The 24,589-nt window shown below is 70.4% G+C and carries 20 protein-coding genes and 2 rRNA genes; all 22 read right to left on the bottom strand.

Annotation, left to right across the window (positions count from 1 at the left end; all coding sequences use genetic code 11):
• Positions 1-78 precede the first annotated feature (78 nt).
• Positions 79-1,782 carry a protein kinase domain-containing protein gene (locus tag ACWEPL_RS37135; protein ID WP_452438924.1) on the bottom strand — a complete coding sequence of 568 codons (1,704 nt, stop codon included), beginning with the start codon at positions 1,780-1,782 and terminating at the stop codon, positions 79-81.
• A gap of 82 nt (positions 1,783-1,864) precedes the next feature.
• Positions 1,865-2,041 carry a hypothetical protein gene (locus ACWEPL_RS37130; protein WP_350740718.1) on the bottom strand — a complete coding sequence of 59 codons (177 nt, stop codon included), beginning with the start codon at positions 2,039-2,041 and terminating at the stop codon, positions 1,865-1,867.
• Between the two features lie 50 nt (positions 2,042-2,091).
• Positions 2,092-3,366, bottom strand: coding sequence for a glutamate-5-semialdehyde dehydrogenase (locus ACWEPL_RS37125; RefSeq protein WP_350740720.1), 1,275 nt, complete (start codon positions 3,364-3,366; stop codon positions 2,092-2,094).
• Positions 3,367-3,420: 54 nt separating this feature from the next.
• Positions 3,421-4,539: a glutamate 5-kinase gene (gene proB, locus ACWEPL_RS37120; RefSeq protein ID WP_397165808.1), complete on the bottom strand. Its 1,119-nt coding sequence runs from the start codon at positions 4,537-4,539 to the stop codon at positions 3,421-3,423.
• Positions 4,540-4,741: 202 nt separating this feature from the next.
• Complete coding sequence (gene obgE, locus ACWEPL_RS37115) at positions 4,742-6,091, bottom strand: GTPase ObgE (protein WP_363966568.1); 1,350 nt, start codon at positions 6,089-6,091, stop codon at positions 4,742-4,744.
• A 118-nt stretch (positions 6,092-6,209) separates the two neighbouring features.
• Positions 6,210-6,467: a 50S ribosomal protein L27 gene (rpmA, locus tag ACWEPL_RS37110; protein ID WP_012893687.1), complete on the bottom strand. Its 258-nt coding sequence runs from the start codon at positions 6,465-6,467 to the stop codon at positions 6,210-6,212.
• A 15-nt stretch (positions 6,468-6,482) separates the two neighbouring features.
• Entirely contained in the window at positions 6,483-6,785 is a 303-nt protein-coding gene (gene rplU / locus ACWEPL_RS37105) for a 50S ribosomal protein L21 (protein WP_043634375.1), read from the bottom strand.
• A 213-nt stretch (positions 6,786-6,998) separates the two neighbouring features.
• Positions 6,999-9,908: an Rne/Rng family ribonuclease gene (locus ACWEPL_RS37100; protein WP_452438923.1), complete on the bottom strand. Its 2,910-nt coding sequence runs from the start codon at positions 9,906-9,908 to the stop codon at positions 6,999-7,001.
• Between the two features lie 144 nt (positions 9,909-10,052).
• Entirely contained in the window at positions 10,053-10,805 is a 753-nt protein-coding gene (locus ACWEPL_RS37095) for a TIGR03936 family radical SAM-associated protein (protein WP_350740726.1), read from the bottom strand.
• Between the two features lie 153 nt (positions 10,806-10,958).
• Complete coding sequence (locus ACWEPL_RS37090; RefSeq protein ID WP_350740728.1) at positions 10,959-12,869, bottom strand: TIGR03960 family B12-binding radical SAM protein; 1,911 nt, start codon at positions 12,867-12,869, stop codon at positions 10,959-10,961.
• 20 nt (positions 12,870-12,889) lie between these two features.
• Positions 12,890-13,069: a hypothetical protein gene (locus ACWEPL_RS37085; protein WP_350740730.1), complete on the bottom strand. Its 180-nt coding sequence runs from the start codon at positions 13,067-13,069 to the stop codon at positions 12,890-12,892.
• A 4-nt stretch (positions 13,070-13,073) separates the two neighbouring features.
• Positions 13,074-14,240 carry a rod shape-determining protein RodA gene (rodA, locus tag ACWEPL_RS37080; protein WP_363966574.1) on the bottom strand — a complete coding sequence of 389 codons (1,167 nt, stop codon included), beginning with the start codon at positions 14,238-14,240 and terminating at the stop codon, positions 13,074-13,076.
• Between the two features lie 634 nt (positions 14,241-14,874).
• Positions 14,875-16,920: a penicillin-binding protein 2 gene (gene mrdA / locus ACWEPL_RS37075; RefSeq protein WP_350740734.1), complete on the bottom strand. Its 2,046-nt coding sequence runs from the start codon at positions 16,918-16,920 to the stop codon at positions 14,875-14,877.
• A complete protein-coding gene (gene mreD, locus ACWEPL_RS37070; protein ID WP_452438960.1) occupies positions 16,917-17,363 on the bottom strand; it encodes a rod shape-determining protein MreD in 447 nt (148 codons plus the stop codon). Before mreD ends, mrdA begins: the two co-directional genes overlap by 4 nt.
• An 823-nt stretch (positions 17,364-18,186) precedes the next feature.
• Positions 18,187-19,080: a rod shape-determining protein MreC gene (mreC, locus tag ACWEPL_RS37065; RefSeq protein WP_350740738.1), complete on the bottom strand. Its 894-nt coding sequence runs from the start codon at positions 19,078-19,080 to the stop codon at positions 18,187-18,189.
• Positions 19,080-20,111, bottom strand: coding sequence for a rod shape-determining protein (mreB, locus tag ACWEPL_RS37060; protein ID WP_185078196.1), 1,032 nt, complete (start codon positions 20,109-20,111; stop codon positions 19,080-19,082). Before mreB ends, mreC begins: the two co-directional genes overlap by 1 nt.
• A gap of 380 nt (positions 20,112-20,491) precedes the next feature.
• Complete coding sequence (ndk, locus tag ACWEPL_RS37055; RefSeq protein WP_350740740.1) at positions 20,492-20,902, bottom strand: nucleoside-diphosphate kinase; 411 nt, start codon at positions 20,900-20,902, stop codon at positions 20,492-20,494.
• Between the two features lie 153 nt (positions 20,903-21,055).
• Complete coding sequence (locus ACWEPL_RS37050) at positions 21,056-22,534, bottom strand: hypothetical protein (RefSeq protein ID WP_452438922.1); 1,479 nt, start codon at positions 22,532-22,534, stop codon at positions 21,056-21,058.
• A gap of 9 nt (positions 22,535-22,543) precedes the next feature.
• Positions 22,544-22,861: a DUF4233 domain-containing protein gene (locus tag ACWEPL_RS37045; RefSeq protein ID WP_192786901.1), complete on the bottom strand. Its 318-nt coding sequence runs from the start codon at positions 22,859-22,861 to the stop codon at positions 22,544-22,546.
• A 20-nt stretch (positions 22,862-22,881) separates the two neighbouring features.
• Positions 22,882-24,174 (bottom strand): bifunctional folylpolyglutamate synthase/dihydrofolate synthase, encoded by a 1,293-nt coding sequence (locus ACWEPL_RS37040; RefSeq protein WP_363966631.1) that lies wholly within the window; start codon positions 24,172-24,174, stop codon positions 22,882-22,884.
• A 131-nt stretch (positions 24,175-24,305) separates the two neighbouring features.
• A 5S ribosomal RNA gene (gene rrf / locus ACWEPL_RS37035) occupies positions 24,306-24,422 on the bottom strand.
• A gap of 73 nt (positions 24,423-24,495) precedes the next feature.
• A 23S ribosomal RNA gene (locus ACWEPL_RS37030) occupies positions 24,496-24,589 on the bottom strand; the annotation flags it as partial.

Genomic DNA, 24,589 nt, shown 5'->3' with positions numbered 1-24,589 from the left:
AAACCCACCGCGATCGGCGACGAGCGGCGGGTTCCGAACCCCGAGGGGCAGCTTCGGCCTGCCTTGGAGAGCGGCAGGTCAGAGCAGGAGAGCGATAGCGCGCACGGCGGCCGCGCACAGGGCGACGAACCCGCCCAGCACGGCCAGTGCGCGCAGCCCCTCCCTGCGCAGATCGGGCAGCCGATGCCCGATCCGCTCGATCTCGCGCCCGGCGAAACCACCGCACAGCATCCCGAACACCACGCCCGCCACCGTCACGGGCGCGGGCTGCTGCCACCAGTCGGAGTCGATCACTCCGCCGCCGGTCACCCAGAGCGCGCCGCCCGACGCCAGCGCGACCGGCACGCCCGGCCACACGCCGGCGGTGGCGGCCGCCCCGACCAGGGCGACCGGGAAGAGCAGCACGCGCAGCGCCACCCGCGTACGCCGCGAGCTGCGGTTTCTGACCAGCCAGTGGCTCATCCAGAGCGTCCTGGTCAGCACCACGAACACCGTGGTGATCGCGATGGAGGCGATCGGCCAGATCACCGAGGTCACCACGCACGGCACCGCGAGCACGGCCAGCATCAGCAGAGCGCCGTTGCCCGCGGGCAGCGTGGTGGTCGACTCCGCTCTGAGCCCGGCCTTCCTGCGCACCTGAGGCCGGCTCCGGACGGCCGCCGCCGCACGCTGGCGCGGCGCGGTCATCTTGGAGCGCGCGAGAGCGGACTTCCCGTCCGCCGCGCCCGTGCGCCCGCGCGGCGCGGGCACCTCCGTGCGGCTGCGGACCGCGGCGCCCTTCCCATCCGTGCCGGTACGGCTGCGCGCCGCGGCGCCCTTGCCGTCGGCGCGGACCGGCGAGCCCTTCGTGTCGGGGTTCGCACGGGTACGCGGTGCGGGAACCTTACTATCCGTGTTCGCCCGACTCCGAGCGGATTTCTCCTCAGGGGTGGCGCGGCCTGTCTTGGCCTCCTCCGAGGACCCGGCAGCGGGTTCCGGCTCGGCCGCGCTGGTGGCTCTGGCCAGCCGCGACAGCCGATCGGCCAGCAACGCCGCCGTGGGGCGCTTGCCCGGTTCCCTGTTGAGCGCGGCGCGTACCAGCGGCAGCAGCTCCACGGGCACGCCCTTGAGGTCGGCCTGCCCGTTCAGCACCGCGTACATCTGCGCCTCGGCCGTCCCCCGCCCGAACGTCGGCCGCCCCGTCGCCGCGAACGCCACCGTCGCCGCCCAGGCGTGCACGTCGGCGGGCGAGTCGACCTGCTCGTCGGCGAAGATCTCCGGCGCGGTGTAGCCGGGCGTGCCGAGGAACGTGCCGGTCATGGTGAGCCGGGTCGCGTCGAGCACCTGCGCGATGCCGAAGTCGATGAGCACGGGCCCTTCGGAGCCCATGATGATGTTGCCCGGCTTGAGGTCCCGGTGCACGACCCCGGCCGCGTGAATGATCGCCAGGGCCGCGGCGATGCCCTGGGCCAGGTCCACGAGGTCGCCGACATCGAGTGCGCCGTTCTGGCGGACGCGGTCGAGGAGCGTGGCGCCCTCGATGTACTCCATGACCAGGTACGGGCGGGCACAGCTCAGGTCGGCGTCGAGCACCTTGGCCACGTACGGGCTCTCGACCCTGCGCAGCGCCCGGACCTCGCGCTCCAGCCGGACGCGGGAGGTCTCATCCTCGGCCAGGTCGTGCAGGACCTTGAGAGCGACGCTCTCGCCCCGGCGGGTGGTCGCGAGGTAGACCTCGCCCATGCCGCCGCGACCGAGCCGCTCGACCAGGGTGTACGGCCCGATCTTGCCGAGCTTGCTCACCGTCTCTCCCCGCCCGGCCCGCCCATAAGGGACCTAACCTTAGCGCTGGGACCCCTGTCGGCGCTTGAGGCACGCCGAAGGATTATCGGCGAGTGTGGTCGGAGAGCATGCTGTCGAGCCGGGCCGTGGGCTCGTCCGACAGCTGCCTGCGCCCCTTCCTGCGCCAGTGGACGTGTCCGCGGCTCTCGAGCCAGAGCAGCAACCGGTCGGCGCCGAACAGCACGGCAGCCGAGAAGACGAGGGCGATGACAATCTCCATGCCTCTCAGTCAACCTGCGCTCCACGGCGCCGGTCAGGCCGACACGCCGATCAACCGGCCACCACCGTGCCCTCTGACGTGCGCAAATGCCCCTCACCGGTGTAGATCCACTTGGTGGAGGTGAGCTCGGGCAGCCCCATCGGGCCGCGCGCGTGGAGCTTCTGCGTGGAGATGCCGATCTCCGCCCCGAACCCGAACTCCCCGCCGTCGGTGAACCTCGTCGAGGCGTTGACCGCCACGGCCGCCGAGTCGACCAGGGCCACGAACCTGCGCGCCGCCCGCTGCGACCTGGTGACGATGGCGTCGGTGTGGCCGGAGCCGTACTTCCTGATGTGGGCCACCGCCTCCTCCAGCGAGCCGACGACCGCGGCGGCGATGTCGAGCGAGAGGTATTCGGCGTAGAAGTCGTCCTCGGTGACGGGCACGACGCCCGAGCCGTGCCCGGCGATGCGCTCGTCCCCGTGCACGGTCACGCCCGCCTCGGCGAGCGCCGCCAGCGCCCGCGGCACGAACGCGTCGGCGACGTCCTCGTGGACGAGGAACGTCTCGGCCGCGTTGCACACCGACGGCCGCTGCGCCTTGGCGTTGACCAGGATCTGCACGGCCAGGTCGACGTCGGCCTCGGCGTCCACGTAGACGTGGCAGTTGCCGACGCCGGTCTCGATCACCGGCACCGTGGACTCCTCCACCACCGAGTTGATCAGCGAGGCGCCGCCGCGCGGGATCAGCACGTCGACCAGGCCGCGGGCGCGCATGAGCTCCTTGACCGAGTCGCGGGTCTGCCCCGGCACGAGCTGGACGGCTCCGGCGGGCACCTCGGTGCCCTCCAGCGCGTCCTGCATGACCTTCACCAGGGCCGTGTTGGAGGAGTAGGCGCTGGAGGAGCCCCTGAGCAGCACCGCGTTTCCGCTCTTGAGGCAGAGCGCGGCGGCGTCGACGGTGACGTTGGGGCGACCCTCGTAGATGATGCCGATGACGCCGAGCGGCACCCTGAGCTGGCGCAGCTCCAGCCCGTTGGGCAGGGTGGCGCCGCGGACGACCTCGCCGACCGGGTCGGGCAGGTCGGCCACCTGGCGCACGGCCTCGGCTATGGCGCCGACCCTGGCCTCGTCGAGCCGCAGCCGGTCGATCATCGCCTCGGACGTACCCTGCGCCCTGGCCTGCTCGACGTCCTTGGCGTTGGCCTCGACGATCTCCGCCGCGTGCGCGACCAGGGCGTCGGCCACGGCACGCAGCGCCCGGTCCTTCGGCGCCCGCGGCAGCGGGGCCAGCTCGGCGGCGGCCTCTCGCGCCGCCTGGGCGACCTTCAAGAACTCTGTGCTCATGGCTACGCTCCGCTCCCTACGTTCCCAGCACGCTCGTCGCCCTAGGGATGGGGACTAGTTGTGAGCTTCCAGTATGACGATGTCGTCACGGTGGATCAGCTCACGCTCATATTCCGGACCGAGCGCGCTGGCCAGCTCCCTGGTGGAGCGGCCGAGCAGGCCCGGGATCTCGGTGGCGTCGAAGTTGACCAGCCCGCGAGCCACCACGAGCCCCTGAGGCCCGCACAGATCCACCGGATCGCCCGCCGCGAACTCACCCTCCACCGACGTCACCCCCGCGGGCAGCAGCGACTTGCGCCGCCCCACGATGGCCTCCACCGCCCCCTGGTCGAGGTGGAGGCGGCCGCGCCCGGTGGTGGCGTGCGCGAGCCACAGCAGCCGCGTGCCGGGATGGCGGCCCCCTGGGTGGAAGTAGGTGCCGACATCGGCTCCACCGAGCGCCTGGGCGGCGTGAGCGGCCGCCGTGAGGACCACGGGAACGCCCGCCCCCGTGGCGATCCTGGCGGCCTGCACCTTGGTCACCATGCCGCCGGTGCCCACCGCCGCGCCGTTCTTCCCGAGCTCGACGCCGACCAGGTCTTCCGGCCCGCGGATCTCCGACAGGCGCTGGGAGCCGCTGCGGCTGGGCGGGCCGTCGTACAGGGCGTCGACGTCCGACAGCAGGACGAGCGCGTCGGCGTGGATCAGGTGCGCCACCAGGGCCGCCAGCCGGTCGTTGTCGCCGAAGCGGATCTCGTCGGTGGCCACGGTGTCGTTCTCGTTGACGATGGGCACGATGCCCAGCTCCAGCAGGCGCGCGAGCGTGCGCTGGGCGTTGGCGTGGTGGGCGCGCCGCATCATGTCGTCGGCGGTCAGCAGCACCTGGCCCACGCGCAGGGAGTAGCGGGCGAAGGAGGAGGTGTAGCGGGCGACGAGCACACCCTGCCCGACGGACGCCGCCGCCTGCTGGGTGGCCAGGTCGCGTGGTCGCGCGGTCAGCCCGAGCGGGCCGAGGCCCGCCGCGATCGCCCCGGAGGAGACCAGGACGATCTGGGTCCCCGTACGGCGCCGCGCCGCCAGCACGTCCACAAGGGCGTCGACCCGATCGACGTCGATCGTGCCCTGGGGGGTGGTGAGCGAGGAGGAGCCGACCTTGACAACGACCTTCGACGCTGAGCTGATCTGTTCCCGCACGTCTGGCAGCCTATCCGAGCCCCGAGAGCCCTTCGCTCCCGGAGCCCGGCGGGATACGGCCCGAAGACCTGCCCGCCACTCGGGCGGCCCGGCGCATGACGACGGCCACCTCCACGCGCCGCAGTTCAGGGACGGTCGACGCCGGTCGGCCCGGCGCTCAGGTCATCGACGCCGAAGCCGTCCTGCGCCCGTGGCGCTTCTGTCAGAGGCGGTTGTCGGACCCTCGCGGGCCCTGCCGTACGGACTCGGCGCTGAGCGTGGGCTGCCAGTCGAAGACGTAGCCGCCCTCCATCGACCCGATGACCACCTCGGCGCCGGCGGTGGCGCCGGCCTTGGCCAGCTCCGCCTCCACGCCGAGCCGTTCGAGCCGGTCGGCGAGGTAGCCCACGGCCTCGTCATTGGTGAAGTCCGTCTGCCTGATCCACCGCTCCGGCTTCTCACCGGTGATCTGGAACAGGTTCTCGTTGACCCGCCGCACCCGGAACCCGGTCTCGCCGAGCTGCTTGGGCCTGATGACCAGCCTGGTGGGCTCCTCGACCGGCTTCTGGGCCCTGGCCGCGGCGACCCACTCGCCCATCGCGTACGTGAGCTCCCGCAGCCCGTCATGCGTGGCGGCGGAGATCGTGAACACCCGCAGCCCCCGCGCCTCGAACTCGGGCCTGACCAGCTCGGCCAGCTCCCGCGCGTCGGGCACGTCCGCCTTGTTCAGCACGACCAGCCGGGGCCGGTCCTCCAGCTTCCCGTACGCGTGCAGCTCCGACTCGATGACCTCGTAGTCCGTGATCGGGTCGCGTCCAGGCTCCATGGTGGCGCAGTCGATGACGTGCACGAGCATGTCGCACCGCTCGACGTGCCGCAGGAACTCGTGCCCGAGCCCCTTCCCCTGCGAGGCCCCGGGGATCAGACCGGGCACGTCGGCGACGGTGAACACGGTCTCCCCCGCGGTCACCACCCCCAGATTGGGGATCAGGGTCGTGAACGGGTAATCCGCGATCTTGGGCTTGGCCGCGCTCAGGGCGGCGATCAGCGAGGACTTGCCGGCGCTCGGGAACCCGACCAGCGCCACGTCCGCCACGCTCTTGAGCTCCAGCATGACGTCGAGCGCGTCCCCGGGCTCCCCGAGCAGCGCGAACCCGGGCGCCTTCCGCCTGGTCGTGGCGAGGGCGGCGTTACCCAGGCCGCCGTGCCCGCCCTCGGCGATGACGTACCGCGTGCCGACGCCCACGAGGTCGACCAGCACCTCACCCGTGGAGGCGTTCTTCACCACGGTGCCGTTGGGCACCGGCAGGATCACGTCCGGCCCGTTGGCCCCGTCCCGGTTGGAGCCCTGCCCCTGCTTGCCGTTCTCGGCCTTGCGGTGCGGCCGGCGGTGGTATTCGAGCAGCGTCGCCGTGTTGGGGTCGACCTCGAGGATGACGTCACCGCCCCGGCCGCCGTTGCCGCCGTCCGGGCCGCCGAGCGGCTTGAACTTCTCCCGGTGGATGGAGGCGCACCCGTTTCCCCCGTCACCGGCACCGATATGAAGGACCACCTGGTCCACAAAGTCCGGCACTCTGTACTCCTCCACACACCGCCCACCGGCGGAAGTCAGCCAAAAGCAAAGGGGCGGATCGACACCGCGATCCACCCCTTTGGCAAGAAAACCCAAGGTCTACGGAGAGGAAGAACCCCTACTCCGCGACGGGAACGATGCTCACGGCCCGACGGCCGCGCTTGACACCGAACTGCACGTGCCCGGCCGCCAGCGCGAACAGCGTGTCGTCGCCGCCACGCCCCACGTTGTCGCCGGGGTGGAAGTGGGTGCCACGCTGACGGACGATGATCTCGCCCGCGTTGACCAGCTGGCCGCCGAAGCGCTTGACGCCCAGGCGCTGAGCGTTGGAGTCACGACCGTTCCGGGTGGACGACGCGCCCTTCTTGTGTGCCATCTCTCAAACTCCCGTTCAGGCCTGCTCGATACCGGTGATCTTCACCTGGGTGTACCGCTGACGGTGACCCTGGCGCTTCTTGTAACCGGTCTTGTTCTTGTACTTGAGGATCCGGATCTTCGGGCCCTTGGTCTCGCCGAGGATCTCGGCGCTGACCGTGAACTTGCCCGCCTCCGTGGTCACATCGCCGTCGTTGACGACGAGCACCGTCGGCAGCGAAACCGAAGAGCCGACCTCGCCGGCGACCTTGTCCACCTCGAGGACGTCACCGACGGAGACCTTCTGCTGCCTGCCGCCGCAACGAACGATCGCGTACACCGCGGAACCCTTCTGACTCACTGTTGTCTCGTACATCAGCCGCCTCATCGAGAGGCGGCCGCCGAATGCTGCGCCTGTCATTCGGCCTGTCTCAAACCGACGAACCGAGTAAGCGCGCCAACAGGGCACGTCACCTGACGCACCGATACACCAGGGTACCGGATTAACGGTCCCCTAGGCGAACCGGACGGAACGTCGGAAGCCTGCCGAGAACTACTCGGCCGACTTGGCTCGGCGCGAGCGTCGCCGCCCTCTGCCGGAAGTCTGGCTGGCCTGGTCGTCCTCAGTCGGGACGTCTTCAAGCGCACCGGTCACCGTATCACGGCTCGAGGTGTCCTTGGCCGCGGAAACCTTGTCGGAGACCGCCTTCTCGATGGCCATCTTCCCCTGCGTGCCGCGCGGCTCGGGCTTGGGCTCGACCGGCTCCGTGGAGACGAGCAGGCCACGCCCGTTGCAGCACTCGCACGGCGTGGAGAAGGCCTCCAGCAGCCCCTGTCCGACCCGCTTACGCGTCATCTGGACCAGACCCAGCGAGGTGACCTCGGCCACCTGGTGCTTGGTCCTGTCGCGGGCCAGGCACTCCAGCAGCCGCCGCAGCACCAGGTCGCGGTTGGACTCCAGCACCATGTCGATGAAGTCGATCACGATGATGCCGCCGATGTCGCGCAGCCTGAGCTGGCGCACGATCTCCTCGGCCGCCTCGAGGTTGTTCCGGGTGACGGTCTCCTCGAGGTTGCCGCCCTGCCCGGTGAACTTGCCGGTGTTGACGTCGACGACGGTCATCGCCTCGGTACGGTCGATCACCAGCGAGCCGCCGCTGGGCAGCCAGACCTTGCGCTCGAGCGCCTTGCCGAGCTGCTCGTCGATCCGGTAGTGCTCGAACACGTCACCCTGGTCGCCGTCCCACCGCGCCAGGCGCTCTCCCAGGTGCGGCGCGACGTACTTGACGTAGTCGTCCACCGTGTCCCAGGCGTCGGCGCCCTGCACGATCAGCGAGGTGAAGTCCTCGTTGAAGACGTCGCGCACGACCCGGATCGTGAGATCGGGCTCCGCGGACAGCAGCTCGGGCGGGCTGGCCGACTTGGCCTTCTTCTGGATGCTCTCCCACTGGGCGGACAGGCGGGCCACGTCACGCGCCAGCTCGTCCTCGGAGGCGCCCTCCGCGGCGGTACGCACGATCACGCCGGCGTTCTCCGGCATGACCTTCTTCAGGATGCTCTTGAGCCGCGTGCGCTCCTTGTCGGGCAGCTTGCGGCTGATGCCGGTCATCGACCCGTCCGGCACGTAGACGAGGTATCGCCCGGGCAGGCTGATCTGGGACGTGAGCCGGGCGCCCTTGTGCCCGATCGGGTCCTTGGTGACCTGTACGAGCACCGACTGGCCCGACTTCAGCGCCGCCTCGATGCGCTTGGGCTGGCCCTCCAGCCCGGCGGTGTCGAAGTTGACCTCACCGGCGTACAGGACGGCGTTGCGACCCTTGCCGATGTCCACGAACGCCGCCTCCATCGAGGGCAGCACGTTCTGGACCTTGCCGAGGTAGACGTTGCCGACGTAGGACTGGCTGGCCTCGCGGTTGACGTAGTGCTCGACGAGCACGCCGTCCTCCAGGACCGCGATCTGCGTACGGTCGCCCTGGCGGCGCACCACCATCATCCGGTCGACGGACTCGCGGCGGGCCAGGAACTCCGACTCCGTGATGATCGGCGGACGCCTGCGGCCCAGCTCGCGCCCCTCGCGGCGGCGCTGCTTCTTGGCCTCGAGGCGGGTGGAGCCGCGCACGCTCTGCACACCGTCGGTCGCGGTTTCCAGCCCGCTGCTGCGGCCCGCACGCGGCGCGCGGATGCGCACCACCGTGTTCGGCGGGTCGTCGCTGGCCGGCTCGGCTCCCTCCTCGGAGCCCCGGCGGCGACGGCGGCGGCGGCGACGCGAGGTCGAGGACTCCTCGTCGTGAGCGGCGCCCTCCTCGGCCTGCTCCTCCTCGGCCTCCTCGTCCTGCTCGTCGCCTTCCTCACCCTCGTCACGCTCGCGCGACTTGCCGCGGCCCCGGCCGCCTCGCCTGCGACGGCGGCGACGGCCCGCGCCCTCTTCCTCCTCCTGCTCGTCGGAGGTGTCGAGGTCGGTCTCGTCCTCTACCGCGGACTCGTCGACCGGCTCCTCGACCTCCTCGGGCTCGGGAGCGGGCTGCGGCGCCTCGGCCCGCCGGGTGACGGCGGGCTTGGCCTGGCTGGGGTCGGGTGCCTGGAACAGCGGCGCGAAGATGGCCGCCGGCCGCTGGAACGCGGTGCCGGGCTCGGCCGGCGTGCGCGCGGCGAACCCGAACGGGTCGGACAGCAGGCTCGCCCGTGCGGGCTCCTCGTCGAGGTCCTCGCCCGCGGGCTCGTCGTCGAGGGGCTCGTTGTCGGGCAGGCTCTCAAGGATGTCCTCATCCTCGGCGGCCGCCTGGACACCACCGGCACGCACAGCCTCGGCGGTCGCCTGGGCGCCACCGGCGGGCGCCGCCTCGGCGGTCGGCTCCGTCGTCGCGGCCTTGCCGGCCAGGCCCTCGCTCGCGGCGGCCTTCTCGGAGTCGGCCACCGCCCCCACAGCGCCTGCGACGGCCTCCTCGACGGGCTCTTCCACCTTCTTGCGCGTCCTGCGCCGCTTCACCGGCTCGGCGGCCTCAGCGGGCGGCTCCTCCACCACGGGGGCAGCCTCGGCTTCGGCCTCGGCGGCCTTCTTCGTCGTACGGCGCCGCGTCGTCGTGGCGGTGGACCGGGTCCGCGTGGTCCTCTTGGGCTTCTCCTCGGCGACGGCCTCGGCAACGGTCCCGGCCACGGCCGCCTCGACCGGGCTCTCCGGCGCGGTCGCCGCAGCGGCCTCCGGCTCGGGCGCGGCGGTGCGGATCTGAGGCGCGGGCTCTCCCGCCGCGCGCTGCGCGGCGGTGCTCTGCACCGGTTGTACGTCAGCCACCGACGGCGCGGTCTGCGCCGCCGCAGTGGTGACCGGAACGTGGGCAGGCTCCTCCGGCTCCGGCGGCGGACCCGCCGGGCGGCTGGCGGAGCGGCGACGTGGGGTCACCTCTGGCTGTTCAATTGTCTCCCCGTCGGGGCCAATGGCCCCGGCGTTGGGCTCGTTCTCGAGCATGCGGGCGCTCTCCCGTCAGCTCCCGGGCGCGTCGCCGCGCCGCGCAGGAGCCCTCGTGTCTCGTTGTCCGCCAACGCCCCCGAGGTGGGGGTGTCGGCGCCAAGTCCTGTCAGCGGTCGTGCCCCGCTCGCGCGGGGCACCTCCTCAACCGGCGACGTGCTCACTCGCCGGTCCCGCCTCGCCGCCGCGCGTGGTGTCGCGGTCCAGGTCGAGCGGATCGGCAAGCGCACCAGTGCTGACGTCGAGCGGCCCCTGCGCCAGCCTGGTCACCTCGGGGGGAACCGGCGGCGCGAAGTCGGCCACAAGGCGCAGCCCTGTGAGCACATCGTCGGGTCGAACGGCAGGCGTCATGTGCCGAACAACCATGCGCAGTATGACACACGGCCCTCCGAGCACCTGAGCTGCAGTTCTGTCTGTTCCCTCGGACACCGTGAGCCCCAGGACGGCCTCCCGCGCATCGAAGCGACGGGGGCCCTTCTTGGTGAGGCGTTCGACCTCCACAGCGCCTGCCGCGAGAAACTTCTCCGCCGCCACCTCGGCGAGCTCGCGATCGGCACCGGGCAGCCGCACCTCCCAGTCGGAGACCTCCAAGCGGTCAGCCAGCCCACCCGGGCCCGCTGTCACAACGTCGAGCACATCGAGCCCCGGCGGCAGCGACCCGTCCAGGTCCTGTCTCACCTGCTCGGGATCGCACGGCGTGGTGACACCGATCTCGAGATATTCGGCTTCGCTGGCGACGCCGGTCGGCGCCGCGCCCGCGTAGGAGATCTTCGGGTGGGGCGAGAAACCTGCGCTGTAGGCCACCGGTATGCCGGCACGGCGAACCGCTCTCTCAACGGCCCGCGAAATGTCGCGGTGGCTGGTGAAGCGCAGGCGGCCGCGCTTGGCGTAGCGCACGCGAAGGCGCTGCACCGTGGGCGCGGGCGGAGGCCCTTCGGGAACAGGTTTCAGAGCTTGTCGTCCTTCCCTTGTAAGAGTTCCTTCGTCTCAGGATAAGCCGCCCTGGCGCGTGTACGTGTACGCCGAGGCACCGGCTGCCCACTGAGCGCGCTAGACCACCGTAAGAGGAAGGAGTTTTCGCCCCGTGGGGCCGATCTGAATTTCCGTGCCCATCGTCGGGCAGACGCCGCAGTCGTAGCAAGGAGTCCAGCGGCAGTCTTCGACCTCGCCGCCGGAGACGGCCTCCTGCCAGTCCTGCCAGAGCCACTCGCGGTCGAGCCCGGCGTCGAGGTGGTCCCATGGCAGGACCTCGTTCTCCGCCCGCTCGCGCGTGGTGTACCAGTCGACGTCGACGCCCGCCTTCTCGGCGGCCGCCATCCAGCGCTCGTAGGAGAAGTGCTCGCTCCAGCCGTCGAACCTGCCGCCGTCCTCCCAGACGGCGCGGATCACGGCGCCGACCCTGCGGTCGCCGCGCGAGAGCAGGCCCTCCACGATCGAGGGCTTGCCGTCGTGGTAGCGGAAGCCGATGGCTCTGCCGTACTGCTTGTCGCCTCTGAGCGAGTCGCGCAGCTGCTTGAGCCGTCGGTCGACGGTCTCGTGGTCGGCCTGCCCGGCCCACTGGAACGGCGTGTGCGGCTTGGGCACGAAGCCGCCGATGGAGACCGTGCAGCGGATGTCGCGGCTGCCGGTCGCCTCGCGGCCCGCCTGGATGACCTTCTTGGCCAGGTCGGCGATGCCCAGCACGTCCTCGTCCTGCTCGGTGGGCAGGCCGCACATGAAGTAGAGCTTGACCTGCCGCCACCCCTGCGAATAGGCCGTGGTGACGGTGCGGATCAGGTCTTCCTCGGTGACCATCTTGTTGATCACCTTGCGCATGCGCTCGGAGCCGCCCTCCGGCGCGAACGTCAGGCCGGAACGCCTGCCGTTCCTGGAGAACTCGTTGGCCAGGTCGATGTTGAACGCGTCGACCCTGGTGGACGGCAGCGAGAGCGAGGTGTTGGTGCCCTCGTAGCGGTCGGCCAGGCCCTTGGCGACGTCACCGATCTCGGAGTGGTCGGCCGACGACAGCGACAGCAGACCGACCTCGTTGAAGCCGGACTCCTTGATGCCGTTTTCGACCATCGCCCCGATGGTGGTGATCGAGCGCTCCCGCACCGGGCGCGTGATCATGCCCGCCTGGCAGAACCTGCAGCCACGGGTGCAGCCGCGGAAGATCTCCACGCTGAACCGCTCGTGCACGGTCTCGGCCAGCGGGACCAGCGGCTTCTTCGGGTAGGGCCACTCGTCGAGGTCCATCACGGTGTGCTTGTGCACCCGCCACGGCACGTCGGCCCTGTTGGGGGCGACGCGCTTGATGCGACCGTCCGGGTGGTAGTCCACATCGTAAAATTTCGGGATATATACCCCGCCGGACTCGGCGAGCCGCATGAGCAGCTCGTCCCGCCCGCCGGGTCTGCCCTCGGCCTTCCACTCGCGGATGACCTCGGAGATGGCGATGGAGATCTGCTCTCCGTCGCCGAGCACGGCCGCGTCGAGGAAGTCGGCGATCGGCTCCGGGTTGAAGGCCGCGTGGCCGCCGGCGAGCACGATCGGGTCGTCCTCACCCCGGTCCACGGCCAGCAGCGGGATGCCCGCCAGATCGAGCGCGTTGAGCATGTTGGTGTAGCCCAGCTCGGTCGAGAAGGACACGCCGAGCACGTCGAAGGCGCGCACCGGCCGGTGCGCGTCGACCGTGAACTGCGGGACGCCCTCGGCCCGCATGAGCGCCTCGAGATCCGGCCACACCGCGTAGGTGCGCTCGGCCAGCGTGGCGGGCAGCTCGTTGAGGATCTCGTAGAGGATCGCCACACCCTGGTTGGGCAGCCCGACCTCGTAGGCGTCCGGGTACATCAGCGCCCACCGCACGTCGGCGGAGTCCCAGTCCTTGACGGTCGAGTTGAGCTCACCCCCGACGTACTGGATGGGCTTCTGCACCTTGGGCAGTAGCGCTTCCAGGCGGGGGAACACCGACTCGACAGACATACGGTCCAGGGTAGCGGCGCTCAGACGGTGGCAGGTCCAGGGATGTCGATGTCGTTGCCGATGAGCACCAGGAGGCGGTGCCCTTCGTAGCAGGTCAGCTCGACGGCGATCACGCCGCTCGCCAGATTGTGCACGCCGACGACGTGGTTCGCGGGCAGCAGAAAGCGCTCCTCGCACTCATCGCAATAGGCCAAGAACATGTCTCTAATTAAACGACTGTCTTCGCACCCTGATGGCTTGGAGAAGCCCAATCGCAATGAGATTCGCGAACGTGGCCGTTCCGCCATACGACACGAACGGCAGCGGAAGCCCCGTGATCGGCATGATCCCGATCGTCATGCCCACATTGATGAACGTCTGGAACGCGAACCAGCACACGATCGTGCCCGCTACCAGCGTCCCGAACCTGTCGTCGCACTGCCTGGCGATCTTCAGCCCGCGCAGCAGCACCACCCCGAGCAGCAGCACCACCGTGACCGACCCGAGGAACCCGAACTCCTCCCCCGCCACCGTGAAGATGAAGTCGGTGTGCTGCTCGGGCACGAACCGCCCGGTCGTCTGCCCGCCCCCCAGCAGCCCCTTTCCCAGGAGTTGCCCGGAGCCGATCGCGATCATCGACTGCGTGCTGTTGTAGCCCACCCCGCGTGGATCGACGCTCGGATCGACGAACGCCGTAAACCGGGCCACCTGGTACGGCTCGAGCAGCTGGAAGTAGAACACCGAGAACACCCCGCCGGCCGCCACCAGCGTCAGCGCCGCGATCCACCGTTTGCGCACCCCCGCGATGATCAGCCCGGCGGCCGTGATCACCGCCAGCACCAGCGCCGTCCCGAGGTCCGGCTGGAGCATCACCAGCCCCATCGTGACCCCCGAGGCGAGGAGCGCCAGCCATATGTCCAGCGCGCGCGGCCGATCACTGCCCTCGGCCGGCTGCGCGAGCAGCATCGCGATGATCAGCAGCAGCCCGACCTTGGCGAACTCCGACGGCTGCACCGCGAACCCGCCACCGAGCAGGATCCACGAGTGCGACCCGTTGATCGTCGCACCCAGCGGCGTGATGACCAGCCCCAGCCCTATCAGCGACACCAGGAACACCAGCGGCGCGTACGCCCGCATCGCGCGATGGTCGACCGTCGCCACGATCGCGCACAGGATGATCCCGATCATCTCGTTGAAGACGTGCTTCTTGACCAGCCCCGTCGAGCCCGGGGCCCAGGTCCTGGTGGACGACCAGACGAGCAGCGTGCCGATCACGCACAGCCCGGCCACCGCGACCAGCATCAGGGCATCCAGCCTGCGCACCGTCGAGTTCTCGCCGGCGACTCGGCGGAACAGCGACGGCCGCCGGACGGCCACCGATCGATCGATCACCTCCGCACCTCCATCCCAGCGACCATCCACCCGACCACGCGGCCAGTCACCCACCCGACCACACAGCCGATCACCCACCCGGCCGCCCAGCCGACCACCCCTCCGACCACGCGACCGCCCACCCACCGGCCAGCGCAGCCGACCACCCCTCCGGTCTCACGGCCGACCACCTGCCCGCCCGCACAGCGGATCAGCCCTCCGGTCTCACGGCCGACCACCCACCGGCCCGCACGCCGGATCAGCCCACCGCCCTCACGACCGACCACCCACCGGCCCGCACAGCCGATCACGCCTCCGGGCACGTGGCCGACCACCCACCGGCCCGCCGTCCCACCACCCGGCCGCCGAACCCCGCTCCGCCCACCGCCCACCACGGGCCAACCCCTGCGCACGGTCCAACCCCTGCGCGCGCCGCCCACCAGCCGACCCCGGCCCGCACCGCCCGCGACGGGCCAGCCCCCACGGCGATCCTCCACCGCCAACCAACGTCTCCGGCCACCACCCGCCACACGCCGGCCCCCGCGACCACCACTCACCACCGACCGACTCCCACGACCACCGCCGGCGGCGGTGCCGGTGCCGGTGCCGGTGCCGACCGTCCGACCGCCCGTGCCCGGCTCCAGGCTCTGGGCGCTCATCCTCCGGCCACCGTTCCGTCGGGCGAGAAGCTGGGCAACCTCGTCGTGAGCTTCCCACCGGGCACGGCGGGAGGCCGCTTGATGCCGTAGATCCCTTCGTAGATCTCCCGCACGGCAGGCGCCGCCGTCTGCGCGCCCATGCCACCCTGCGAGACCATGACCACGACCACGTACTGCGGATTCTTCGTGGGCGCGAATGACGCGAACCACGAGGTGTCCTGCTTGCCCCAGACCTCCGCGGTGCCGGTCTTGCCGCCGATGCGCACCTTGTCCATCGGAAACCCGGCGAAGGCCCCCGCCGCGGTGCCGTCCGAGGGGACCTGGCTCAGCGCGTTCTTGATGTAGAGCCGTTCCTTCTCGCTGATCGGCAGCTTGCCCACGACCGGCACCGGGATGGTCCTGACGACCTTGCCGTCAGGCCGCACCTGCGCCCACCCGATGCGCGGGCTGCGCAGCTTCCCGTCGCTCACCAGTGCCATGTACGCTCGCGCGAGCTGCATCGGCGTCACCAGCACGTCGCCCTGGCCGATGGAGAAGTTGGCCGAGTCGCCCGGCCGCAGCAGGAACCCCTCGGTGCAGTTCTCCAGAGCGAGCCGTTTGAGGAAGTCGGCCCGCGCCCGATCCTTGACCTCCGGGTATCCCTTGCGCGACCGCTCGCAGCTCACGGCGTTGGTGCGGTTCCACAGGTCCTTCTTCCACGCCCGGTCGGGGATGCGCCCGGAGGACTCGCCCGGCAGGTCCACCCCGGTCGGCCTGCCGAACCCGAACGCCCTGGCCGTGTTGGCGAAGATCTCCTTGGTGGCCTTCTTCGGGTTGCGCCCGCCGTCCTTCAGGTACTGCTCGTACGCGGCTTTGTAGAAGATCGTGTCGCACGACTTGACCAGCGCGGTGTGCAGGCTGAGCGAGCCGAGCGAAACGCCGCGGAAGTTGCTGAACGCCCGGTCGCCGACCATGTAGGAGCCGGGGCATTCGTACGTGCCGTTCAGCGGGTATCCGGACCGCAGCATCGCCGACACCGACGAGATCTTGAACGTCGAACCCGGCGCGAACTGGCCGTTGATCGCCCGGGACACGAGCGGCATGTCTGATTTATCCGACAGCAGCCACTGATATCCGCGCGTCGAGATCCCGCCCGCCCAGACCGCCGGGTCGTATCCGGGAGCGCTGGCCAGCGCCACCACCCGTCCCGTACGCGCGTCGAGCACCACCCCCGCGCCGCCGTCAGCCGCCGGCGCGGACTTCATCGCCTTCGCCAGCGCCTTCTCCACCACGGACTGCACCCGCGAGTCGATGCTGGTCACCAGGTGGTCGCCGGGAATCGGGGTGATCTGCTCCTCGACGCCGAGCGCCTTGCCCATCCTGTCGACCTGCACCCTGCGCAGCCCCGACTTGCCGCGCAGCGCCTCGTCGTAGACGTACTCAAGCCCGTCACGCCCCGCCAGGTCCACCCCGGAGAAGCTGGCCTTCAGCCCTTCGCGCTTCTCCAGCTCGGCCTCGGTGACCGGCTGCAGGTAGCCGAGCATCTGCGCCCCGTCGCGCCCGCCGGGATACTGCCTGACGGAGTGGATCTCCGCCGTCACCCCGGGAAACTCCTCCTGCCGCTCGAGGATCTGCAGCGCCTCCCGAGTGTCCACCTTCTCGTCGAGCGGAACCGGCTGGTACGGCGATCCCGTCCAGCAGGGCTTGCGGACTCCCGGCCCGCACGGCGTGATGCGCTGCTGCAGATCGGCGACGGGCCGACCGAGCACCGCCGACAGCTTGCTCAGCACCTTGAGCCCGCCGTCCTTCATCCTGGTCAGCCTGGTCCGGTCCACGGACACGACCAACGCGGTCTTGTTGCGCACCAACGGCCGCCCGTGCGAGTCGAGGATCTGCCCCCGCACGGCGGGCACGATCACGGCCCGTGTCCTGGTCTCCGTCGCCCGCGTCACGAACTCGTTCCCGCGCACCACCTGCACCTGCCACAGGCGCACGGCCAGCACGACCAGCAACGTCACGACGAGCACCTGCACCAGCAGCAGCCTGGCCCGCATCCGCATCATGTCGAGAACCCCGCCTCCCTGCCCCGTGTGGTCAGCCAGATCACGATGGGGGACACGACCAGCGTGTAGACGATGGTGACGGGCACCTGCTCGGTCAGCGTGGAGATCGTCACCCGGGGATCGGCGATCAGCCCGCTCACGACCGCCGCCAGCAACGGCGCCATCAGCACGCACAACACCACGGTGGTGACCGGCCCACCCGCGCCACGCCCGGCCACGTAACCGACGAGCGCCAGCACGAACGCGTACTGCCCCACGAGGTGCGCGGTCGGCGGCATGACATCGACGAGCAGCCCAGCGCTGAACCCGAGCACCGCCCCGGACGACGCGCCCCGCCCCAACGCCGCACCGATCACGGCCAGCAGCACCAGATCGGGCGAGCCCCCGGCCGGCAGGGGAAATCGGTTGACCAACATGACCTGCGCCAGCAAGGCCAACAACACGGACAACCCGCCGATCACCGCGCCCCCTCCCGGGAATCCCTCACAATCCGCCCCGCCCCGCACGCCCGCCCCATGCCCGACCCGCCGGATGGAGCCCGGCCAGGTCGTTCGAGCCGTTCCAGCGAACCGAGCCACCAACGATCCGACCCACCCGCCACCGACGCCCACCGGCGATCCAGCCGAGCGGACACCGACACCCACCACCGATCCGCCCCGGCCACCACCGACGCCCATCGGCCACCGCCGACCACTCGGACCCGCGCCGACGACCGGACCCGGGCCGGCGACCGGAGCCCACGCGAGCCCGACACCCAAGCCGACGACCTCACCGACTCCCACCCCGGAGCCGAGCTTCCGCGCGGCGCTCGCGGGCCGATCCACCCCGAAGGCCTCCGCACCGCCCGCGCCCAACCCTCGTCAGACGCCGCCACAAGCGCTCTCAGAGACGCGTAGCGCCGACCCCTGATGGAACGCTCCAGACGGCCACTGCCGCCTTGACACGCGCCCACACGCCCGCCAGCACCCCATCTCGCGTCTACGCTCCCGCCGGCACCGCGCCGCGCGCCTGCATGCCCATCAGCACGCCATGTCACGTCCGCATGCCCACCAGCACCCCACACGCCAAGACATCGGCCAGCACCGCACCGTGCGCCCAGATACGCCCCAACCCCGCCGCACGCAGCCAGATACGTGCCGGCATCGCCCCACGCGGTCAGATACGCGCCGGCACCGCACCTCTCACCCGGACAGCCGGCGCTTCCGCGCGCGCCCGGATCACCGTGCCCATTGATCGGCAGGCGCCGTGGAACCGCCCGCCGCCCGATCATCGCGATCCCTCCGTGGCAGGCAGCGCCTTGGCGGGCAGCACCGCGTCACGCGGGTCCCGCTTCGGAGCCTCCACCACCACCCCGACCACGTCCAGCGAAGAAAGATCCGCGTACGGACGGGCGTACGCGATCCGGGTCAGCTCCCCCGGCGTCGACTCCACCCGCTCGATCACCCCGATGGGCACCCCCGGCACGTACGGGCTGCCGTTCTGCGAGCCGAAGCTGACGATCCGCGCGCCGCTGGTCAGCGGGGCCGTGGAGTCGAGGAGCCGGAACTGGACGAGCCGCCCGTTCTCCCCCACCCCGTGCACCACACCGATCTCCTTGCCCCCCTCCAGCCGCGCCCCGACGGCCGAGGCCGGGTCGCTGAGGAGCACCACCGTCGAGCTGTGCGGGGCCGCGTTGATCACGCGCCCGACCAGACCGTCGCCGCTCAGCACGGTCATCTCCGTGCGGATGCCGTCACTCGTGCCGGCGTCGATCTGCACGGCGTCCTCGAAGCCCGGCAGCCCGCGCCGGGCGACCACGTTGGCCGGGACCACCTTGTATCCGCCCGACCCCGACAGGCCGAGCAGCTGCTTGAGCTCCTTGGAGCGGGTCGCGTCGAGCTTGCTGGCGACCAGGCCGGCCCGGAGCTGGGCGTTCTCCGCTTTGAGCGCGTTGATGCGGTCCTGGGCGCCGGGCGCGTCCACAAGAGCGCGGACGAACCCGCTGACGGGGCGCACCAGCCCCCCGCCGAACTGTTCCGCTGTGCCGAACACATAAGCCGCCGCCGTTCGCAGCGGCCGCAGCGGCGAGCTGTTGCCAGTGCGATGGTCGACGGTCAGGATGATCAGGGCTGCCGTCAGCAGCCCGCCCAGGATCAGCCGCGCATGGCGAGAGTCTCTCATCAGTGCCGCGACTCCGGCACCAGGACCTGCTGGAGCGCCTCGAACTCCTCGGCGCACTTGCCGGAGCCGATGGCGACCGAGTCGAGGGCGTTTTCGACCAGGTGCACGGGCATGCCCGTCTCGGCCTTGACGCGCTCGTCCAGCCCCTTGAGCAGGGCGCCCCCGCCGGTGAGCGCGATGCCGCGGTCCATGATGTCGCCGGACAGCTCGGGCGGGCACTTGTCGAGCGTGGTCTTGACCGCGTCGACGATGGCGTTGACCGGCTCCTCGATGGCCTTCCTGACCTCTTCGCTCGACACGACGATGGTCTTGGGCAGCCCGCTGACCAGGTCGCGCCCGCGGATCTCCGCGTGCGACTCCTCGCCGGTCGGGCCGGCCGAGCCGATGGCGATCTTGATCTCCTCGGCGGTGCGCTCGCCGAGCATCAGCGAGTATTCCTTCTTGGCGAACGCGATCACCGCCTGGTCGAGCTCGTCGCCGCCGATCCTGATGGACTGGCTGGTGACCACGCCGCCCATCGAGATGATCGCCACCTCGGTGGTGCCTCCACCGATGTCGACCACCATGTTTCCGGTCGGCTCGTGCACCGGGAGCCCGGCCCCGATGGCGGCGGCCATGGGCTCCTCAACGATGTAGACCTTCCTGGCGCCTGCCTGGTATCCGGCTTCCTTCACCGCGCGCTGCTCCACGCTGGTGATGCCGCTCGGCACGGCGATGATGATGCGCGGCTTGGCCAGATGCCGACGTCGGTGCACCCTCTGGATGAAATATCGCAACATCCGCTCAGTCACATCGAAGTCGGCGATCACGCCGTCTTTGAGCGGGCGGACGGCGACGATGTTGCCAGGCGTACGACCGATCATCCGCTTGGCCTCGATGCCGACCGCCACGATCTTGCCCGTGGCGGTGTTGATCGCTACGACTGAGGGCTCGTTGAGCACGATGCCCCGGCCGCGCACGTAGACCAGCGTGTTGGCGGTGCCCAGGTCGACCGCCATGTCACGGCCGAGAAACGCGAGCTTGCTGCCCATGGGGAACGGAGCCCTCCGTAACGTCGTTCGCGAATGATTACGGATCGAATTCGAATCGTAACGTGACGTACCCACCGATGGGCGCAATGAGCCCTCGCGCCCCACAAAAATCTCCAGCCCCTACCTCAACCGCAATTTTGCCCGGATTGCACCACAACACCCAAAGGCTTGCTGGAACGATCCAAAACGCCCATCGGCTCGAGGCCTCACGTATCGACCCTGCCAACCGTACGCGGAAGCGCCGACAAAATCCCGCCCCCGCCACGCCCACGAATCAGCCCCGCACATCAAGACCTCGCCACCCTACGACAGGCGCCCGACAAAAACGCGCGCCCGCGCAGCGACATGCTGCGCGGGCGCGGATTGGCGAGGCGAATCGCCTAGAAACGGTCAGGGAAGAAGATCTTGATCTCCCTGGCGGCGGACTCGGGCGAGTCGGAGCCGTGGACGACGTTTTCGCCGATCTCGAGGGCGTGGTCGCCGCGGATCGTGCCGGGGGCCGACTTGACCGGGTCGGTGGCGCCGGCCAGCGCGCGGAACGCCTCGACGGCGCGCGGGCCCTCGAGGACCAGGGCCACGAGCGGCCCCGACGTGATGAACTCGACGAGCTCACCGAAGAACGGCCGCTCGGAGTGCTCGGCGTAGTGCGACTTGGCGGTGTCGGCGTCGAGGGTGCGCAGGTCCATCGCCACGACCTTGAGGCCCTTGCGCTCCACACGGGCGATCACGTCACCGATGAGGCCGCGCTTAACCCCGTCGGGCTTGATCAGGACAAGAGTGCGCTCGGACACTTGGAGTTCTCCTTCGAACAGAGTGAGGATCGCGATCACGGGCGCCCGGCCCGGCCGCGGGATGCTTCGCGGGGGACGGGCCAACGCGTCGCCGTGGCTTGGGCCTCAGCTTACCGTCCCGCGCCCCCACCCTCGTTTTCCTACGGAACGGCGTCATGGAGAGGCAGTGTCCTCGGGCGATTGGCCCTGCGGCGGCACGGCGGGCACCGACCCGGCAGATTCGTCCTCATCCTCCGCACCCTCCGCAGGCGACGCGGACGCCGTTTCCTCGGGCCTGGCGGCACCCCGCCGGGCCATCACGGTGGAGAGCACGATGACCAGCACCACGAGGAAGCCGCCGATCAGGGCCCACGAGTGCAGCGCGCCGACGAAGCTGTCCACCAGCTCCTGGGCCGACGAAACCCCGTCCAGCATCGCCATCTGCACACCCGTACCGAGCAGGAACCCCGCCAGCACCCCCGCGACGCACAGCGAGAGCCCGAAGACGGCTGTCCCGACCCCCACCTCCTGCAGCGCCGACGTCAACGCCACCGCTGCCCCCACCGCGAGCAGCGTGAACGGCACCGCCAGCACCAACCCGTCGGCCGACGGCACGACGAACCGCACCGAGCACAGCCCCACGACCATCGCGAGCAACCCGAAAGGCACCAGCCACCGCACGGGGGCCGGCGCGAACCGGCGCACGGCCGCGGCAGCGCCGACGGCGAGCAGCCCGGCCACCGCGAACGGCACCCAGAGCCCGCGCAGCCCCGGCCCGCCGAGCCCGCCCATCTCCACCAGCGTGACCTGCGCCGCGCTGGGCAGCAGCACCACGCCGACCGCCACCATGGAGTACGCCAGCGTACGGCTCTCCGCGGCCCCTATCGTGGCCAGCCCCAGCAGCCCTGCCACGGCGACCACCGCCAGCACGATCACCGGCACGGCCCGCCACCCCTCGGTCGCGGTGCTGATCGCCACGACCGCGATGCCCGCCGCCGGCACGGCGGCCAGCAGCAGCCGGCTCCGCTCCCCGTCGTTGAGCATCGGCGTGGCAGGCCGCCCGAGCAGGATCCAGATGAGCAGGTACGCGCCCGCCAGGGCCAGCGCGATCCCCGTCAGCATCGGGTACGGCTGCAGCGTGACCTTCCAGCTGCTCGCCTTGTCGAGCGGCCACAGCGCCAGCGCCTCGGCCGCGAGCAGGCTCACGCTGAACACGCCCACCCACAGCGCCCGCAACACCAGCACCCGGCCCCAGACGGCCGCCAGCGTGGCGGGCACGACCAGGCCCGCCCCGACGCCGCGCAGCACCCGCACCACTCCGGCGAGGAGCTCCGAGCCCGCGTACCCACCGGCGACGTCGGACAGGGCCACCAGGGCCAGCCCCAGCAGCACCACGTGAACCACCTGCACGCGCCGCAGCACCACCGCCGCCAGCGGCACGGTCAGCATCAGCGCGGGCAGGGCGAGCCCGTGCGTGCGCATCAGCCCGACCTGGTCGACGTCGCCGGGCAGCAGCTTGGCGACGACGGAGAGCGTATTGGGAACGGTGACGATCGCCAGCGGCAAGGCGGCAACGACAAGCAGCCCGAGCGTCACATCGAGCAGCCATGGGACCCTGGGCCCGGCCGACCGCTGAATCGGGGGGACGGTCATGCGCCGACTTTAGCGGGAAGTAGCGCCCTCAACACGGCGAGCGACGATAATCGCCGTGATCCACAGCGCCGTGAAGATCGCGCCGAGGAAGAACATCATCGGCACGAGGAAGCCCGTGCAGATCGCCAGCACCTGTACGAGGCTGCCGAGGATGTAGCCGAAAGGCCGCTTGAGCAGGCCCGCGGCGACCACGCACAGCACGGCCAGCCCGATGCCGGCGGTCACCGCGAGCGCGGGCGCCACCCCGCCCACGGTGATCGCCACGGGCGTGATCAGCCCCGCCACGATGGCCTCCATGCCGAGCACGCTGGCGCCCAGCCTGCGCATACCTGGAGTCACCTGGAAATTCATCGCGAACCATCCGCCTTGAGCAGCTGCCGCGCGTCACCCGCCGTCACGACCGACCCGGTGATGAACACGCCCGTGCCGCTGAACTCGCCCTCGGCGTCGGCGACGCCGATGGCCTGGTCGATGGCGTCGTCGAGCCGCTCGACCACGTGTACGCGCTCCTCGCCGAACAGCGGCTCGGCCAGGGACGCCAGCTCCTCCGGCGACATGGACCTGGGCGAGGAGTTACGCGTGACGATGATCTCGTCGAGCATCGGTTCGAGCAGCTCGAGCAGCGCGTCGACGTCCTTGTCCCGCATGACCGCGAGGACCCCGACGACCTTGGCGAAGTCGAACGCCTCGTGCAGCCCCTCCAGGGTCGCCTGCATGCCGCCCGGGTTGTGGGCCGCGTCGATCACGACCGTCGGCGTCCGCCGCACGACCTCCATCCGCCCCGGCGAGGCGGCCTGCGCGAACGCCTGCCGTACGAGATCGATGTCGAGCGGGTCGTCACCGCCGGTCAGCGCCTCGACGGCGGCCAGCGCGCAGACCGCGTTGCTCGCCTGGTGCGCGCCGTAGAGCGGCAGGTAGACCTCGTCGTAGACCCCCTTGAGGCCGCGCAGAGTGAGCAGCTGCCCGCCGATGGCCACCTCCCGATTGAGCACGCCGAACTCGAGCCCCTCACGGGCCACGACCGCGCCGACCTCGGCGGCCCGCCGCATGAGCACCTCGGCCGCGGCCAGCTCCTGCTGGGCGAGCACGGTGGTCGAGCCGGGCTTGATGATGCCCGCCTTCTCACCGGCGATGCTGGGGATGTCGGGACCCAGACGGTCGGTGTGGTCGAGCGAGATGGGCGTGATCACGGACACGAGGCCATCGGCCACGTTCGTCGCGTCCCAGGACCCGCCCATGCCGGCCTCGATCACGGCGACGTCGACCGGGGTGTCGGCGAAGGCGGCGAAGGCCATGGCGGTCAGCAGCTCGAAGAACTGGATGCGCCGCCCCTGGGTGTCGGTCAGCTCGACATACGGGATGATCTCCTCGTAGACCTCCGCGAACCGCTCCTCGCTCAGCGGCTCGCCGTCCACCGTGATCCGCTCGCGCACCGACACCAGATGAGGGCTGGTGAACCGCCCCACTCTGAGATTGCGCTCCTTGAGCAGAGCCTCGGTGAGCCGGGCCGTGCTCGTCTTTCCGTTGGTGCCCGCGATGTGTATGACCGGGTACGCCCTCTGCGGCGAACCGAGCACATCAAGAAGGGCCGCGATCCTGTCGAGCGTCGGCTCGAAATCCCACTCGACGCCGCGCTCCATGATCGCGCGTTCTACCGCACGATAATCCACCCCTTAACCCTACTGACCGCCGGCAGCGGTCCCGACCGGGGGCCGTGATGGCACAAAAAAAGGGGGTCCGACGCACAAGGCGTCGAACCCCCTCAAAGATTGTCCGGCGGCGACCTACTCTCCCACACCCTCCCGAGTGCAGTACCATCGGCGCAGAGAAGCTTAACTTCCGGGTTCGGAATGTAACCGGGTGTTTCCTTCCCGCCATAACCGCCGTAACTCTGCGAAACAGCCATTTGCTGTCTCAGAATCACATAATGGACGCGAGCAACGACTAGAAAAGTCTGCTTTGTGGTCAAGTCCTCGGCCTATTAGTACCGGTCAGCTCCACACGTTACCGCGCTTCCACCTCCGGCCTATCAACCCGGTCGTCTACCGGGAGCCT

The sequence above is a fragment of the Nonomuraea sp. NPDC004186 genome (genome assembly GCF_053603495.1).
Note: the sequence above shows the minus strand (reverse complement) of the source record. Positions and strands in the feature narration are given on the sequence as shown.

Coding starts and splice junctions, on each gene's coding strand:
- ACWEPL_RS37130 (WP_350740718.1), bottom strand. CDS start 2,041: ATGGAGATTGTCATCGCCCTCGTCTTCTCGGCTGCCGTGCTGTTCGGC.
- ACWEPL_RS37125 (WP_350740720.1), bottom strand. CDS start 3,366: ATGAGCACAGAGTTCTTGAAGGTCGCCCAGGCGGCGCGAGAGGCCGCC.
- rpmA (WP_012893687.1), bottom strand. CDS start 6,467: ATGGCACACAAGAAGGGCGCGTCGTCCACCCGGAACGGTCGTGACTCC.
- ACWEPL_RS37100 (WP_452438923.1), bottom strand. CDS start 9,908: ATGCTCGAGAACGAGCCCAACGCCGGGGCCATTGGCCCCGACGGGGAG.
- ACWEPL_RS37090 (WP_350740728.1), bottom strand. CDS start 12,869: ATGTCTGTCGAGTCGGTGTTCCCCCGCCTGGAAGCGCTACTGCCCAAG.
- ACWEPL_RS37085 (WP_350740730.1), bottom strand. CDS start 13,069: ATGTTCTTGGCCTATTGCGATGAGTGCGAGGAGCGCTTTCTGCTGCCC.
- mrdA (WP_350740734.1), bottom strand. CDS start 16,920: ATGATGCGGATGCGGGCCAGGCTGCTGCTGGTGCAGGTGCTCGTCGTG.
- mreC (WP_350740738.1), bottom strand. CDS start 19,080: ATGAGAGACTCTCGCCATGCGCGGCTGATCCTGGGCGGGCTGCTGACG.
- mreB (WP_185078196.1), bottom strand. CDS start 20,111: ATGGGCAGCAAGCTCGCGTTTCTCGGCCGTGACATGGCGGTCGACCTG.
- ACWEPL_RS37050 (WP_452438922.1), bottom strand. CDS start 22,534: ATGACCGTCCCCCCGATTCAGCGGTCGGCCGGGCCCAGGGTCCCATGG.
- ACWEPL_RS37045 (WP_192786901.1), bottom strand. CDS start 22,861: ATGCGCAGGCTGGGCGCCAGCGTGCTCGGCATGGAGGCCATCGTGGCG.
- ACWEPL_RS37040 (WP_363966631.1), bottom strand. CDS start 24,174: ATGGAGCGCGGCGTCGAGTGGGATTTCGAGCCGACGCTCGACAGGATC.